The 15,581-nt window shown below is 69.3% G+C and carries 13 protein-coding genes; 4 read left to right on the forward strand and 9 right to left on the reverse strand.

The features are described from left to right. Positions 1–48 precede the first annotated feature (48 nt). The 4 genes from RT91_RS14640 to rho all read right to left on the reverse strand — a co-directional run bounded on the left by RT91_RS14640 (position 49) and on the right by rho (position 3,742). The gene (locus tag RT91_RS14640; RefSeq protein ID WP_007423740.1) at positions 49–447 is read right to left on the reverse strand and encodes a DUF4149 domain-containing protein; all 399 of its coding nucleotides are present in this window, start codon (positions 445–447) and stop codon (positions 49–51) included. A gap of 10 nt (positions 448–457) precedes the next feature. After that, a complete protein-coding gene (gene ahcY / locus RT91_RS14645; RefSeq protein ID WP_011942088.1) occupies positions 458–1,765 on the reverse strand; it encodes an adenosylhomocysteinase in 1,308 nt (435 codons plus the stop codon). 76 nt (positions 1,766–1,841) lie between these two features. Continuing rightward, positions 1,842–2,465 (reverse strand): LysE family translocator, encoded by a 624-nt coding sequence (locus RT91_RS14650; protein ID WP_035187992.1) that lies wholly within the window; start codon positions 2,463–2,465, stop codon positions 1,842–1,844. A 2-nt stretch (positions 2,466–2,467) separates the two neighbouring features. Beyond that, complete coding sequence (gene rho, locus RT91_RS14655; RefSeq protein ID WP_007424843.1) at positions 2,468–3,742, reverse strand: transcription termination factor Rho; 1,275 nt, start codon at positions 3,740–3,742, stop codon at positions 2,468–2,470. 243 nt (positions 3,743–3,985) lie between these two features. Here rho and RT91_RS14660 point away from each other — a divergent pair, with 243 nt between their 5' ends. From RT91_RS14660 to tldD, 3 genes are read left to right on the forward strand one after another with little or no spacing between them, the layout of a single operon-like run. Then, positions 3,986–5,089, forward strand: coding sequence for a COX15/CtaA family protein (locus RT91_RS14660; RefSeq protein ID WP_035187993.1), 1,104 nt, complete (start codon positions 3,986–3,988; stop codon positions 5,087–5,089). Next, positions 5,086–6,162: a COX15/CtaA family protein gene (locus RT91_RS14665; RefSeq protein ID WP_035187995.1), complete on the forward strand. Its 1,077-nt coding sequence runs from the start codon at positions 5,086–5,088 to the stop codon at positions 6,160–6,162. Before RT91_RS14660 ends, RT91_RS14665 begins: the two co-directional genes overlap by 4 nt. Beyond that, positions 6,159–7,610: a metalloprotease TldD gene (gene tldD / locus RT91_RS14670; protein WP_011942084.1), complete on the forward strand. Its 1,452-nt coding sequence runs from the start codon at positions 6,159–6,161 to the stop codon at positions 7,608–7,610. The genes RT91_RS14665 and tldD overlap by 4 nt, the downstream gene beginning before the upstream one ends. Positions 7,611–7,671: 61 nt before the next feature. Here tldD and RT91_RS14675 read toward each other — a convergent pair whose 3' ends face one another. The 3 genes from RT91_RS14675 to tkt form a co-directional block, all read right to left on the reverse strand. Continuing rightward, entirely contained in the window at positions 7,672–8,865 is a 1,194-nt protein-coding gene (locus RT91_RS14675) for a phosphoglycerate kinase (RefSeq protein ID WP_011942083.1), read from the reverse strand. Further along, positions 8,865–9,878 (reverse strand): type I glyceraldehyde-3-phosphate dehydrogenase, encoded by a 1,014-nt coding sequence (gap, locus tag RT91_RS14680; RefSeq protein WP_035187998.1) that lies wholly within the window; start codon positions 9,876–9,878, stop codon positions 8,865–8,867. The genes RT91_RS14675 and gap overlap by 1 nt, the downstream gene beginning before the upstream one ends. 64 nt (positions 9,879–9,942) lie before the next feature. After that, a complete protein-coding gene (gene tkt / locus RT91_RS14685) occupies positions 9,943–11,976 on the reverse strand; it encodes a transketolase (RefSeq protein WP_035188000.1) in 2,034 nt (677 codons plus the stop codon). Between the two features lie 279 nt (positions 11,977–12,255). Between tkt and RT91_RS14690 the strand changes: the two genes are divergently transcribed. Next, positions 12,256–14,007 (forward strand): ABC transporter ATP-binding protein/permease, encoded by a 1,752-nt coding sequence (locus RT91_RS14690; protein WP_013639888.1) that lies wholly within the window; start codon positions 12,256–12,258, stop codon positions 14,005–14,007. Between the two features lie 12 nt (positions 14,008–14,019). Here the strand turns inward: RT91_RS14690 and RT91_RS14695 are convergent, their stop codons facing one another. Together RT91_RS14695 and rfbD are read right to left on the reverse strand one after the other, a co-directional pair. Continuing rightward, positions 14,020–14,925 carry a glycosyltransferase gene (locus tag RT91_RS14695; protein WP_007424835.1) on the reverse strand — a complete coding sequence of 302 codons (906 nt, stop codon included), beginning with the start codon at positions 14,923–14,925 and terminating at the stop codon, positions 14,020–14,022. Then, positions 14,922–15,581, reverse strand: a 660-nt coding sequence (gene rfbD, locus RT91_RS14700; protein ID WP_035188002.1) for a dTDP-4-dehydrorhamnose reductase, incomplete at its 5' end; no start/stop codon positions are given. The genes RT91_RS14695 and rfbD, both read right to left, overlap by 4 nt.

Genomic DNA, 15,581 nt, shown 5'->3' on the forward strand with positions numbered 1-15,581 from the left:
TTTTTCGGAAAACCGGCCGGACCAGAAGTCCGGCCGGGGGACGTTCGGTCAGCCGGCGAGGCCGGCGAGCAGCGCGAACACGATCACGAACTGGACGAGGTTGACCCAGACCGAGAGCCGGTGGCCGCGCTGGAAATCCACCTGGTTGCCGGCGTCGCGCACGGCGTTGAGGTGCGGCATCCATTCGAGCCAGAGCCAGAGGGTGATGCCGGTGACGATCACCGCCAGCAGCGCGTACCACGGATTGCCGCGGATCAGCAGGCCGATGGCGGCGAGCGCCGAGGTGACCGTGATGAACAGGTAGTAGCGCGGGAAGGCGGCCCGGATGAACGGGCCGGCCACGTCCGGCGGCAGTTTCGAGAAGACCAGCGGGGTCATCACCGCGCCGAAGAACAGCATGCCGCCGAACAGGGCGGCGAGCGCCATGACCGCGAGGAAGCTGCCCATCGTCGCCTCCTCAGTAGCGGTAGTCGTCGTGCTTGAAGGGACCGGCGGTCTCGACGCCGATATACTCCGCCTGCGCCTTGCTCAGCTTCGTGAGCTTCGCGCCGACCTTCTCGAGGTGGAGGGCGGCGACCTTCTCGTCGAGATGCTTGGGCAGGACGTAGACCTTCCGCTCGTAGCGGCCGGCGGGGGCGTTCCACAGCTCGATCTGGGCGAGGACCTGGTTGGTGAAGCTCGCCGACATGACGAAGGAGGGGTGGCCGGTGGCGTTGCCGAGATTGACCAGGCGGCCCTCGGAGAGGACGATCAGGCGCTTGCCGTCGGGGAAGACGACCTCGTCGACCTGCGGCTTGACGTTTTCCCACTTGTAGTTGCGCAGGCTCTCGATCTGGATCTCGGAGTCGAAATGGCCGATGTTGCAGACGATGGCGCGGTGCTTCATCGCCCGCATGTGGTCGGCGGTGATGACGTCGATATTGCCGGTGGCGGTGACGAAGATGTCGCCCTTCGGGGCGGCGTCGTCCATGGTGACGACCTCGTAGCCTTCCATCGCCGCCTGGAGGGCGCAGATCGGGTCGATCTCGGTGACCATCACGCGGCAGCCGGCGTTGCGCAGGCTGGCGGCCGAGCCCTTGCCGACATCGCCGAAGCCGGCGACGACGGCGACCTTGCCGGCCATCATCACGTCGGTGCCGCGGCGGATGCCGTCGACCAGGCTTTCGCGGCAGCCGTAGAGATTGTCGAATTTCGACTTGGTGACGCTGTCGTTCACGTTGATGGCGGGGCAGAGCAGCGAGCCGTCGCGCGCCATCTCGCGCAGGCGGTGCACGCCGGTGGTGGTCTCCTCGGAGATGCCGCGGATGTCGGCCAGCATCTCGGGGTATTTGTCGTGCATCAGCTTGGTGAGGTCGCCGCCGTCATCGAGGATCATGTTCGGCGTCCAGCCGTCCGGGCCGCGCACCGTCTGCTCGATGCACCACCAGAACTCCTCCTCGTTCATGCCCTTCCAGGCGAAGACCGGCACGCCGGCCGCGGCGACGCCGGCGGCGGCGTGGTCCTGGGTCGAGAAGATGTTGCAGGAGGACCAGCGGACGGTGGCGCCGAGCTCGATCAGGGTCTCGATCAGCACCGCGGTCTGGATCGTCATGTGCAGGCAGCCGGCGATGCGGGCGCCCTTGAGCGGCTTCGAGGCGCCGAATTCGCTGCGCAGCGCCATCAGGCCCGGCATCTCGGTTTCGGCCATCGAGATTTCCTTGCGGCCCCAGTCGGCAAGGGCGATGTCGCGGACCTTGTAATCCGTGGGCTGGCTGGCGTCGGGCATCGGGGGGTCTCCGTCTGAATTCCGGTCGGGATATAGGGGGTGGGCGGTTGTTTGCAAAAGGTTTCGGCGGCGCCTTCTAGACGGCGGCGCCGAGGATGCGCGCGCCGATCGCGATCAGCAGCGTGCCGACGGTGCGCTCGATCCACAGCCCGGCGCGGCGATAGGCACGCTGGACGCGGGCGCGGGAGAACAGCAGGGTGACCAGGCAATACCAGGTGACTTCCTGCAACCCGACGATCGCGATCGCCGCGGCGCTGAGCCAGAGCGGGGTGTGGGCGGGCAGCAGGGCGACGAAGATGCTTGTGAAGAAGATCACGATCTTCGGGTTGCCGAGATTGAGCGCGGCACCGGTGGCGACGGCGCGCAGGAAGCCGGGGCTGCCGGATGGGGCGGCGAGGTCGAGTTCCGGGGGCGGGGCGCGCCAGGCGCTGATGCCGATCCAGACCAGATAGAGGCCGCCGGCGATCTGCACCGCCTCGTAGAGCGGGGCGAAGCGGGCCATGACGAGGGCGACGCCGAAGCAGGCGGCGGCGGCCCAGGTGGTGGCGGCGATGGCGACGCCGAGGCTGAGGCCGAAGCCCGCCGCCCTGCCGCGCCCCGCCGCCGCCCGGCTGACCAGCAGGAAGGCCGGGCCGGGGCTGATCATGCCGATGAAGTTGGCGAGCGCCAGTTCGGCCAGCGGCAGCGCGTAGGGCGACATGGTCAGGTGTTCATGGCCTCGAAGAAGTCGTTGTTGGTCTTGCTGTATTTGAGCTTGTCGAGCAGGAAGTCCATGGCCTCGCCCGGGCCCATCGGGTTCAGGATGCGGCGCAGCACCCACATCTTCGACAGGGTCGCGCGCTCGACCAGCAGCTCCTCCTTGCGGGTGCCGGACTTGGTGATGTCGATCGCCGGGAAGGTGCGCTTGTCGGAGAGCTTGCGGTCGAGGATGAGTTCGGAGTTGCCGGTGCCCTTGAACTCCTCGAAGATCACCTCGTCCATGCGGCTGCCGGTGTCGATCAGCGCGGTGGCGATGATGGTCAGCGAGCCGCCTTCCTCGATGTTGCGCGCGGCGCCGAAGAAGCGCTTGGGCTTCTGCAGGGCGTTGGCGTCGACGCCGCCGGTGAGCACCTTGCCCGAGGAGGGGACGACCGCGTTGTAGGCGCGGGCGAGGCGGGTGATCGAGTCGAGCAGGATCACCACGTCGCGCTTGTGCTCGACGAGGCGCTTGGCCTTTTCCAGCACCATCTCGGTGACCTGGACGTGGCGGGTGGCCGGTTCGTCGAAGGTGGAGGCGACGACCTCGCCCTTCACGGTGCGGGCCATGTCGGTCACTTCCTCGGGGCGCTCGTCGATCAGCAGGACGATGAGGAAGGCCTCGGGGTGGTTGGCCGAGATCGAGGTGGCGATGCTCTGCAGCATCACCGTCTTGCCGGTGCGCGGCGGGGCGACGATGAGGGCGCGCTGGCCCTTGCCGATCGGGGCGATGAGATCCATCACCCGGGCCGTGTAGTCCTTCTGCTGGCCCTTGGGCGGCGGCGGCGCGTCCTCGATCTCCATCTGCAGGCGCTGGTTGGGATAGAGCGGGGTGAGGTTGTCGAAATTGATGCGGTGGCGCACCGCGTCCGGCGCCTCGAAATTGATCGTGTCGACCTTCTGCAGCGAGAAATAGCGCTCGCCTTCCTTGGGCGCGCGGATCTCGCCGGCGACGGTGTCGCCGGTGCGCAGGCCGAAGCGGCGGATCTGCGCGGGGGAGACGTAGATGTCGTCCGGGCCGGGGAGGTAGTTGCTCTGCGGGCTGCGCAGGAAGCCGAACCCGTCGGGCAGGGTTTCCAGCGTGCCGTCGCCATGGATCGCCTGGTCGTTCTCGGCATAGGCCTTGAGAATGGCGAACATCATGTCCTGCTTGCGCAGCGACGACGCGTTTTCGACCTGCAGCTCCTCGGCGAGGCTGAGCAGGTCGGTGGGGGATTTGGCCTTGAGTTCGGCGAGCTTCATGGAGAATCCGGGACAGGATGAGCCCGTTCGGAAAAAGGGACGGGCGGGTGCGGAGAATTGTGGAGGGGCCCGTTGCGGGCCGGAAGCGGCGGGCGTGTCTGTCCCGCTCGACGATCAGATGGCGCAACTGGGGCGCGAGGTCAAGATTGCTCGATGGAACAAGGTGGGCGGGCGCGCGGGTTTACAAGCGGGGTTTCGGGTGCAAATCGGGGGGCAGGATCGGCAGAGTCGGGATTTGGACTGATGGCATCGCAATCGGTGGCGGGTATCGGCGGCAGGACGGCGGCGGGCGAGGCGCGGGCGGCGAGCCCGGAAAGCCGGCGGATGGTCGCGATCTGGCTGTTCGTCAGCTTCGCGCTGATCGTCGAGATGTTCGGGATCGGCGCCTATGTGCAGAACATGAACGCCGGCCTGTCGATCATGGCGTGGCAGCCGGTCTCGGGCGTGATCCCGCCGCTGACCCATGCGGCGTGGGAGCGGATGTTCGCGCTCTACAAGACGATTCCGCAATACAAGGAGCTCAATCGCGGTATGGACCTCGCCGGGTTCAAGGCGATCTTCTGGCCGGAATGGATCCACCGGATGTGGGGGCGGCTGCTCGGCTTCGACTTCGGCGTGCCGCTGGTCTGGTTCCTCTGGACCGGGCGGATCGAGCGGCGGCTGCGGCCCTGGCTGGTGACGCTGTTCATCCTGGGCGGGGTGCAGGGGCTGATCGGCTGGTGGATGGTCGCCTCCGGCTTCCAGCCGGGGCTGACCGAGGTGTCGGTGTTCCGGCTCTCGGTGCATTACTGTTTCGCCACCCTGCTCGCCATCGCCGTGTTCGCCACCGCGCTGACCGTGCTGAAGCCGGCCGAGACGCGGCTGCCGCCGGAGGAGGCCGCGCGCTATGCGGGGGCGCGGCGGATGGCGATGGGCTCGATCGTGCTGATCTCGATCGCCATCGTGGCGGGGACGTTCCTCTCGGGCACGCATGCCTACACGATCGACAACACCTTCCCGCTGATGCAGGGGCGCTGGGTGCCGCCGGATTACGCGGCGCTGCACCCGTTCTGGAAGAATTTCTTCCTCAACAAGGCGGCGACGCAGTTCGACCACCGGCTGCTCGGCACGGTGGCGGCGGTGGGCGTGCTGGCGGCGGTGGTGGCGGCGATCCGCGCCGACCTGCCGGCGCGGGCGCGCGATGCGTTCCTGGTGATGGGCGCGCTGCTGATCGTGCAGTATATTCTCGGCGTGACCACGCTCGTCTCCAAGATCCTGGATATCGGCATCGTGCACCAGCTCAACGCGGTGCTGCTGCTGGCCGCCGCGGTGTGGGCCTGGTTCGAGCTGCGCGGGCGGCCGGCATGAGCGGTGCGGCGGCGCGGGGGGACCGGCTGGTCGGCACCTGGCTGCTCGTCATCTGCTTCATGATCTTCGGCATGGTGGTGGGCGGCGGCCATGCGCGGACGATCGGCGCGGGGTTCGTGATCCAGACCTGGCAGCCCTTCACCGGCATCATCCCGCCGCTGACCCATGCCGCCTGGGAGCGCGCCTTCGGCCTCTACAAGGCGACGGCGCAGTACCAGGCGATGCAGCCGAAGATGACGCTGGCGCAGTTCCAGTCGCTCTACCTGCCGATGTTCCTCGACCGCGACTGGGGGCGGCTGATGGCGGTGGTGTTCCTGGTGCCGCTGGCGATCTTCCGGCTGCGGGGGCGGATTTCGAACCGGCTGACCGCCTGGCTGCTGTTCCTGTTCGGGCTCGGCGCCGGCGAGGCGACGATGGGCTGGTACATGACCTACGAGGGCATGACGAGCCGCATCCTGCAGCCCTCGCCGCTGTATCTCGGGCCGCATTTCGTGCTGGCGATGCTGATCTTCACCGCCATGCTGTGGACGGCGCTGACGCTGCGCAACCCCGAGCCGGCGATTCTGCCGGGTCTTGCCCGGCTGCGCGGGCTGCTGAGCGTCTCGATCGGGCTGATCATCGCCACGATCGGGCTCGGCGCGCTGGTGGCGGCGAGCGGGGCGCTCAAGGTGTACAACACGTTTCCGCTGATGGACGGGCACGCGCTGCCGCCGCACGCGCTGGCGATGCACCCGCTCTGGCTCAATTTCCTCGCCAACAAGGCGACGGTGCAGTTCGAGCACCGGGTGGCGGCGACGGTGACGGCGATCGTCGTCGTCGTTGCCGCGGCGATGGGGCTGCGCGCGCCGGTGGGGGCGAAGGCGCGCGACCTGTTCCTGCTCTTGGCCGGGCTGGTTTCGCTCCAATATATCCTGGGCATGAGCACGCTGGTCTCGGGCATGGCCGAACTCGGCTATGTGCACGAGCTGAACGCCGTGCTGCTGCTCGCCGCCTGCATCGCCTGCCGCCACGCGCTGCGCGGCGCGACGGCGGCGGTGCCGCTTCCCGTCTATGAGATGAAGGCCGCTGAATGATGTCCGACACGATGCAAGACATGCTCGCCACCGCCGACCGGCTGTTCCACGGCAATGACGGGCTCGACGTGATCGAGGCGCGGCGGGCCATCGCCCCCGTGCTGGAGGCCGCCGATGATGGCGAGCTGTTCCTGGAATATCGCGAATCGGAGGTGGTGAGCCTGGATGACGGGCGAATCCGCAACGCGAATTTCGACAGCCGGCGCGGCTTCGGCCTGCGCGCGGTGACCGGCGAGGCGGCGGTCTATGCCCATGCCGGGGAGATTTCCGACGCGGCCCTGGCGCGCGCGGTGGAGACGCTGCGGGCGGCGCGGCAGGGCGATGCCGGCACTGTGGCGGTGGCCCCCGCGGCGGCGACGCGCAGGCTCTATACCGGGCACAACCCGCTGGCGGAGATGCCCTTCGCGGCGCGGGCGGCGCTGCTCGGCGAGATCGACGCCTATGCCCGCGCCGCCGACAAGCGCGTGGTGCAGGTGATGGCGAGCCTGGCCGGCGAGTGGCAGGTGGTCGAGATCGTGCGGGCGGACGGGGTGCGCGTGGCCGATGTGCGGCCGCTGGTGGTGCTGCACGTTTCCGTGGTGATGGAGCAGGACGGGCGGCGCGAATCGGGCGGCCACGGCGCCGGCGGGCGCGCGACCTATGACGGGGTGACGGCGCCGGCCTTCTGGCGGGCGGCGGTGGACGAATCGATCCGCAAGGCGGCGCTGAACCTCGACAGCGTGCCGGCGCCGGCGGGCGAGATGCCGGTGGTGCTGGGCGCGGGCTGGCCGGGCATTCTGCTCCACGAGGCGATCGGGCATGGGCTGGAGGGCGATTTCAACCGCAAGAAGACCTCGGCCTTCGCCGGGCTGATGGGCAAGCGCGTCGGCTCGAAGGGGGTCACCGTGGTCGATGACGGCACGATCCCCGACCGGCGCGGCTCGCTCAGCGTGGATGACGAGGGGACGCCGAGCGGGCGCACCGTGCTGATCGAGGACGGCATCCTGACCGGCTACATGCAGGACCGGCAGAACGCGCGGCTGATGGGCATGGCGCCGACGGGCAACGGGCGGCGGCAGTCCTACGCGCATCTGCCGATGCCGCGGATGACCAACACCATCATGCTGGAGGGCGAGGCGAGCCGGGAGGACATGATCCGCTCGGTCAAGCGCGGCATCTATGCGGCGAATTTCGGCGGCGGGCAGGTGGACATCACCTCGGGCAAGTTCGTGTTCACCGCCTCGGAGGCCTACATGATCGAGGACGGGCGGGTCGGCGCGCCGGTGAAGGGGGCGACGCTGATCGGCAACGGGCCGGACGCGCTGACCCGGGTGGAGATGATCGGCAACGACCTCGAACTCGACCCCGGCATCGGCACCTGCGGCAAGAACGGGCAGGGCGTGCCGGTGGGCGTGGGGCAGCCGAGCATCCTGATCGGCGGGCTGACCGTGGGCGGCACCGCCTCCTGAAACGGCAACCGCCGGCCCGGGGGACCGGACCGGCGGCTTCTGGCGTGGCGCGTTGCGCGGATCAGCGCGGCGCGAGCGCTGCGACGCCCGGCAGGGTCTTGCCTTCCATCCATTCGAGAAAGGCGCCGCCGGCCGAGGAGACGTAGGTCAGGCGGTCGGTGACGCCGGCGAGGCGGAGCGCCGCCACCGTGTCGCCGCCGCCGGCGACCGAGATCAGCCCGCCGGCCGTGGCTTCCGCCACCGCGATGGCGAGGCGCATGGTCGAGGTGTCGAAGGGCGGGGTCTCGAAGGCGCCGAGCGGGCCATTCCAGATCAGCGTCTTCAGTTCCTTCACCGCCGCGATGATCGTCTCGGTGGTGGCGGGGCCGACATCGAGCGCCATCGCGTTCGCCGGCACCGCGTTCGCCGGCACGGTTTCGGTGGGCGGGTTCGGCGCGAAGGTTTCGCTGACCACGAAATCCGACGGCAGCAGGATGCGGCAGCCATGCGTCGCCGCCGATTCGACGATGGCGCGGGCGGTGTCGTGCAGGGCGGGTTCCTGCAGCGACTTTCCGAGTTCCGCGCCCTGGGCGGCGAGGAAGGTGTTCGCCATCGCGCCGCCGATCACCAGCAGGTCGACCTTGGTGATCAGGTTGGTCAGCAGGTCGAGCTTGGTGGAGACTTTCGAGCCGCCGACGATGGCGCCGACCGGGCGCTTCGGGTGGCTGAGCGCGGCTTCGAGGGCGGCGAGTTCCGCCTGCATCAGCCGGCCGGCATAGGCGGGCAGGAGATGGGCGAGACCCTCGGTGGTGGCGTGGGCGCGGTGGGCGGCGGAGAAGGCGTCGTTGACGAAGATGTCGCCATTGGCGGCGATCGCCTTCGCCAGGGCAGGGTCGTTGCTCTCCTCGCCGGGATGGAAGCGGGTGTTCTCCAGCACGAGGATGTCGCCCTCCGCCATCGCGGCGACGGCGGCCTCGGCCTCGGGGCCGATGCAGTCAGCGGCGAAGGCGGTGGGCCGGCGCAGCACCGCGCCGAGCGCGGCGGCGACCGGGCGGAGCGACATGTCCGGCACGACCTTGCCCTTCGGCCGGTCGAAATGCGAGAGCACGATCACCTTCGCCCCCTTGCCGGCGAGCTCGACGATGGTCGGCGAGAGGCGCTCGATGCGGGTGAGGTCGGTGATCCGGCCGTCGCGTAGCGGGACGTTGAGGTCGGCGCGCACGAGGACGCGCTTTCCCCTGACATCGACCCCGTCGAGCGGGCGCCAGTCCGCCATCAGAGCGACCCGAACAGGGCGGCGGTGTCGCTCATCCGGTTCGAGAAGCCCCATTCATTGTCGTACCAGCCCATGACGCGGGTGAGCGCGTTGTCGATCACCGCGGTCTGCGGCGCGTCGAAGCTGCAGGAATAGGCGACGTGGTTGAAGTCGGCGCTGACCAGGGCCTCGGTCGAATAGTCGAGGATGCCCTTGAGCTTGCCCTCGGAAGCCGCCTTCATCGCCGCGTTGATCTCGTCCTTGCTGGCCTGCTTCTTCAGGTTCACGTCGAGCGAGACGAGCGAGACGTTCGGGGTGGGCACGCGGATCGCCGTGCCGTCGAGCTTGCCCTTCAGCTCGGGCAGGACGAGGCCGACGGCGCGGGCCGCACCCGTGGTGGTCGGGATCATCGAGAGGGCGGCGGCGCGGGCGCGGTGACGGTCCTTGTGCAGGGTGTCCACCGTCTTCTGGTCGCCGGTGTAGGAGTGGATGGTGACCATGTAGCCGCGCTCGATCCCGAAGGCCTCGTGCAGCACCATCGCCATCGGCGCGAGGCAGTTGGTGGTGCAGGAGGCGTTGGAGATGATCGTCATGTCCTTGGTCAGCGTGTGGTGGTTCACGCCGTAGACGATGGTGGCGTCCACCCCGTCGGCCGGGGCGGAGACCAGGACCTTGCGGGCGCCGGCCTCGATCAGCTTCGCCGCGGCGTCGCGCCTGGTGAACAGGCCGGTGCATTCCATCGCCACGTCGACGCCCTGCATCGGCACCTTCGCCGGGTCGCGCTCGGCGGAGACGCGGATCGGCGCGTAGGTGCGGCCGGCATTGGTGATGACGATGCTGTCGCCCTTCACCTCGACCGTGCCGGGGAAGCGGCCATGCACCGAGTCGTAGCGGAGCAGGTGGGCGTTGTCCTCGACGCTTCCGAGGTCGTTGATCAGGACGCATTCGACGTCGGAACGCCCGCTCTCGATCATCGCGCGCAGCACGAGGCGCCCGATGCGGCCGAATCCGTTGATCGCGACTTTGACGGTCATGTGAAGAAGTCTCCCTCGAAAACGTTCAGGTGAGCCGGAGGCGGTAGTGGTGTTGGCGGCGGGATTACAGCTTCGCCTTCACCGCCGCAACGACCGCCTCGGCGGTGATGCCGAAATGCTGGAACAGCTTCTGGTAGGGCGCGCTGGCGCCGAAGCCGTGCATGCCGATGAAGGTGCCGTCCGGCCCGAGCAGGCGTTCCCAGCCGAAGCCGACCGCGGCCTCGACGCCGACGCGCGGAGCCTCGCCCAGCACCTCGGTGCGGTAGCCGGGGTCCTGGCGGTCGAGCAGTTCGAAGCTCGGCACCGAGGCGACGGCGACGGTGATTCCCTCGGCGGCCAGCATCTCGCGCGCCTTGAGCGCGAGGGCGACTTCCGAGCCGGTGGCGAGGATGGTCGCGCGGCGCGGCCCCGCGGCCGGGGCGACGACATAGCCGCCGCGGGCGGAGAGGTTTTCAGCGCCGTGGTCGCGCGGCAGGGTCGGCATCGCCTGGCGGCTGAGCACGAGAAGCACCGGGCCGTCCTTGTGCTTCAGCGCGATGTCCCAGCATTCGGCGGTCTCCATCGCGTCGCCGGGGCGCAGCACGAGGACGTTGGGCATGGCGCGGAACGAGGCGAGGTGCTCGACCGGCTGGTGGGTCGGCCCGTCCTCGCCGAGGCCGATCGAATCGTGGGTGAGCACGAAGATCGAGCGGATGCGCATCAGCGCGGCGAGGCGGATGGCCGGGCGGCAATAGTCGGAGAAGATGAAGAACGTGCCGCCATAGGGGATCAGCCCGCCATGCAGGGCGAGGCCGTTCAGCGTCGTGCCCATGCCGTGCTCGCGCACGCCGAAATGGATGTAGCGGCCGGCGTGGTCCTTCGCCGTGAACACGCCCATCGACTTCACGAAGGTGTTGTTCGAGGGGGTGAGGTCGGCGGAGCCGCCGACCATTTCGGGGACCACGGGCACCACGGCGTCGAGCGCCATCTGGCTGGCCTGGCGGGTGGCGACGTTGGGCTTCTCGGCGGCGATCTTCTCGCGCAGGGCGGCCATCGCGGCGGTGTAGTCGGCCGGCAGGTCGCCGGCGAGGGCGGCATCGAAGGCGGCGCGCTGGTTGCTGGCGGCGTGGCGCTTCGTCCAGGCGCGGTGGGCGCCGGCGCTGCGCGATCCGGCCGCGCGCCAGGGGGCGAGGATGTCGTCCGGCACGGTGAAGGGCGGGGCGGTCCAGCCGAGCAGGGCCTTGGCGGCGGCGGCCTCGTCGGCGCCGAGGGGCGAGCCGTGGGTGGCCGGGGTGCCGGCCTTTTTCGGCGCGCCGAAGCCGATGATGGTGCGGCAGGCGATCAGCGTCGGCTTGCGGCTGCGCAGGGCGAAGCGGATGGCGGATTCGATCTGCTCGGGGTCGTGCCCGTCGATCCGGCGGGTGGCCCAGCCATAGCCGGCGAAGCGCTTCAGCACGTCGTCGGTCATCGCGATGTCGGTGCCGCCGTCGATCGAGATCGAGTTGTCGTCGTAGAAGACGGTGAGCTTGTCGAGGCCGAGATGGCCGGCGATGGCGCAGGCCTCGTGGGACACGCCCTCCATCATGTCGCCATCCGAGGCGATGACCCAGGTGCGGTGATCGACCAGGCCCTTGCCGAAGCGGGCGGCGAGCATGCGCTCGGCGAGGGCGAAGCCGGTCGCCGTGGAGATGCCCTGGCCGAGCGGGCCGGTGGTCATTTCGATGGCGGGATGCTCGATCCGCTCGGGATGGCCGGCGGCGCGGGCGCCGAGCTGGCGGAACTGGCGCAGATCGTCGATCGACATGCCCTCGTAGCCGGTGAGGTGCAGCAGCGCGTAGAGCAGCATCGAGCCGTGGCCGGCGGAGAGGATGAAGCGGTCGCGGTCGGGCCAGTGGGGATCGGCCGCGTCGAACTTCATGAACTTCGTCCACAGCACCGTCGCGACATCGGCCATGCCCATCGGCATGCCGGGATGGCCGGACTTCGCGGCCTCGACGCCGTCGATCGCGAGCGCGCGGACGGCGTTGGCAAGCCGGCGGGTCTCGGTCATCGGGCGGGCGAGGACCGCCTTCTGGCGCTCCAGCGCAATCTCGTTGCCGGCGGTGTCGCTACTGGCCATGTCATCCCTCCTGTTCGGGTCCCGGTCTTAAGACCCGCGCCCGGCATCGGCAAGTCAGCTTTGATTCATGCCCGTTAAGCATAATTAAGCCCGAAGGGACGCGCGTCATGTTCGGGAAGTTTGAAGCCGGGGCACGATGTTCAACCGCGGGACGGGCCGGCGCGCTCACGATGGCGCGAGAGCGGCGGGGCGTTCGGCGGATCGCGGCGCCGCCCCGGCTGGCCTTGCGGCGCCGGCGCCTATATGGGGGCGGGACGACAAGTGGATGCGGAGACAGAGATGGACGACGACCTCGCCCGGACCGGATTTTTTCACCGCCTGCTCTATGTGGCGACGCCGTTCTTTCGCTCGGAACAGCGGCTGGCGGCCTGGGGGCTGCTGGTCGTCAACGTCATCACCGTGCTGGTGATCGTGGCGATGAACTATGCGCTGACGGTCTGGAACGGCTCGTTCTTCGACGCGATGCAGCGCTACGACGTGGCGGAGATCTGGCGGCTGTTCGGCATCTTTCTCGGGCTGGCGGCGATGGTCGTGGTGATCAACACCGCGAGCCAGTATTTCGCGCAGATCTTCCAGATCCGCTGGCGGCGCTGGATGACCGGGCACATGGTCGATGGCTGGATGGACCGCGAGGCGCATTACCGGATGCAGCTCGACGACCGCGGCATCGACAATCCCGACCAGCGCATCTCCGACGACATCGACTTCTTCACCGGGCAGACGGTGAACCTGCCGCTGAGCGCGCTCCAATCGGTGGTGACGATCGTCTCGTTCTCGGTGATGCTGTGGCTGCTGAGCCGCAACCTGCGGCTGTTCGGCCTGTATATCCCCGGCCTGCTGCTGTGGATGAACCTGATCTACGCGATCGGCGGGACCTGGCTGATCCTGCTCATCGGCAAGCCGCTGTTCTGGCTGAACAACATCCAGCAGCGGGCGCAGGGCAATTTCCGCTTCGAGCTGATCCGGGTGCGGGACAATTCCGAGGCGATCGCCACCGCGCATAGCGGCGATGCGGAGGCGACGCGGCTGAAGCGGACCTTCGCGCCGGTGGTCGAGATCTTCTACCGCCGGGTCTACCGGACGGTGTTCGTCAATACCTTCAACTTCTCGTTCAACACGCTGGGCGGGCTGCTCGCCTTCGGCCTGGTGATCCCGTCCTATCTCGCCAAGCGGATCCTGATCGGCACGGTGTCGCAGACCAACAACGCGTTCGGCCAGACGCAGCAGGCCTTCGCGTTCATCCTCAACAATTTCAGCTCGATCGGGCAGGGCTATCTGTCGATCACCGAATGGCGCGCGGTGGTCGACCGTCTCTATACGCTGGAGGTGAGCCTGCGGCGGCATCACGCGGCGGCGACGGCGCCGCGCATCGCCTATGCGCGCGGGGACGAGGCGGGGCTCGCGATCGAGGGGCTGACGCTGACGCTGCCGGACGGGCGGAAGCTGCTGGAAGGGCTGGACATCGCGATCGGGCCGGGCGAGCGGGTGCTGATCAGCGGGCCGACCGGATCGGGCAAGAGCACGCTGGTGCGCGCGATCGCGGGGATCTGGCCGTTCGGCGAGGGGCGGGTGACGATGCCCGCCGGCCGGGTGCTGTTCGTGCCGCAGCGGCCCTATCTGCCGAACGGAAAGCTGATCGAGAGCATCGCCTTCCCCTATGGCGAGGCGCTGGAGCCGGCGCGCGTCGCGGCGATGCTGGAGCGGGTCGGGCTCGGGCATCTCGCCGGGCGGCTCGAGGCCGAGCAGGCCTGGGACCGCGAACTGTCGCTCGGCGAACAGCAGCGGATCGGCTTCGCGCGCTGCGTGCTGCTGCGGCCGGAGGTGGTGATCCTGGACGAGGCGACCTCGTCGCTCGACGAGGATTACGAGGCGCGGATGTATCGCACGCTGCTCGACGAGCTGCCGGGGGTGACGCTGGTCAGCGTCGGGCACCGCTCCACCATCATCCGCTACCACGCGCGGCGGCTGCGGCTGACCGGGGATGGCGGCTGGCGGGTGGAGGCGCTGGCGGCGGAGACGCCGGCGGCCTGACCGGCGGCGGGATCAGCCGAGCACGAACCAGAGGCGGAAGAGCAGGTTTTCCAGCACCGTCTGCCGCGTCAGGCCGGGGCAGCGCATGGCGCTGAGGCGCGGCGCGAAGCCGCCCTCGAGCCCGGCGGAGATCCGCGCCAGATCGGCGCGGGCGGCGGCGGTGAGCAGGTCGCCATGCGCTTCGAGCTGGCGGACATGGCGGCGCATCATCGTCATGAAGATGTCGGGGCCGCGGCGGATCGCGCCGAGGGCGCGCGCCACGGTCGTGCGCGGCGAGCCGATCAGGTTGTCCTTGTGCTGGCGGTAGAGGACGACGGGCTCGGGGTCGATGGTGATGGCGCCGCCGCAGGCGCTGACGACGATGTAGCTCCACCAGTCATGCACGGTGCCGGAGGGGCCGGGGATGCGGTTGACCATGTCGGCGGCGGCGCGGTTCATCACCGCCGTGTTGCCGTGGACCACGTTCTGCGTGAGGCAGGCGGGAAAGCCGGGCTTGCGGGCGGGCAGGGCGGAGAGCTTGCGGCCCTGCAGCGCGGCATCGACCAGGTATTGCCGGGCGGTGTAGAGGCGCGCGCCCGCACCCGGGCCGCGCAGCGCCGCGCGGGCGCGGGCGAGTTTTTCCGGCAGCCAGACATCGTCCTGGTCGGCGAAGGCGATGAGTTCGGCGTCCCCCGCCTCGGCGAGCAGGGCGAGGAAGCTCTGGCCGGCGCCGAGATGGAAGCCGGAATGCGCCACCTCGACGCAGCGGCCGGCGCCGAGGCCTGCGGCGAAGCTGGCCATGATCTCGCGCGTGGAGTCGGAGGATCCGTCATCGCGCCAGAGGAGGCGCCAGTCCTGGTCGGTCTGCGCTGCGAAGCTTGCGAGCTGTTCGGGGAGGAAGCGCGTTCCGTTGAAGGTGGAGAGGAGGATGGTGATCACGGTGTTTCGTCCTGCGCGAGGATTGCGGGGACGATGCGGGCGGTGGCGTCTTTCCAGTGTGGGAGGGCGAGGGCGAAGGTTTGGCTGAGTTTTGTGGTGTCGAGGCGGGAGTCGGCGGGTCGGCGGGCTGGGGTGGGCCAGTCTGCGGTGGCGATGGGGATGATGTCGGGGTGTGGTGTGCCGTGGCGAGCGGCGAGGGCGAGGATTTCGGTGGCGAAGCCGTGCCATGAGGTGTCGCCGGCGCTGGTGGCGTGGAAGATGCCGGCGAAGCCGGGCTGCCAGCCTTCGGCGAGGATGCGAGCGGCGATGGCGAGGATGGCGTCGGCGAGGTCCTCGGCGGCGGTGGGGGTGCCGCGCTGGTCGGCGACGACGCGCAGCGCCGGCAGGCGGCGGGCGGCGGCGATCATGGTGCGGGCGAAGTTCTTGCCGGTGGCGGAGAAGACCCAGGCGGTGCGGAGGATGATGGCGTCGGCGCCGGCGGCGAGGATGGCTTCCTCGCCGGCGGCCTTGCTGTGGCCGTAGACGCCGAGCGGGGCGATCGGGTCGGTTTCGGTGTAGGGCGCGCCCTTGGTGCCGTCGAAGACATAGTCGGTCGAGACGTGGATGAGGGGGATGCCGCGGCTGCGGCAGAGGGTGGCGAGGGTTGCGGGGCCGTC

The sequence above is a fragment of the Acidiphilium sp. JA12-A1 genome (assembly GCF_000724705.2).
Taxonomy (GTDB): domain Bacteria; phylum Pseudomonadota; class Alphaproteobacteria; order Acetobacterales; family Acetobacteraceae; genus Acidiphilium; species Acidiphilium multivorum.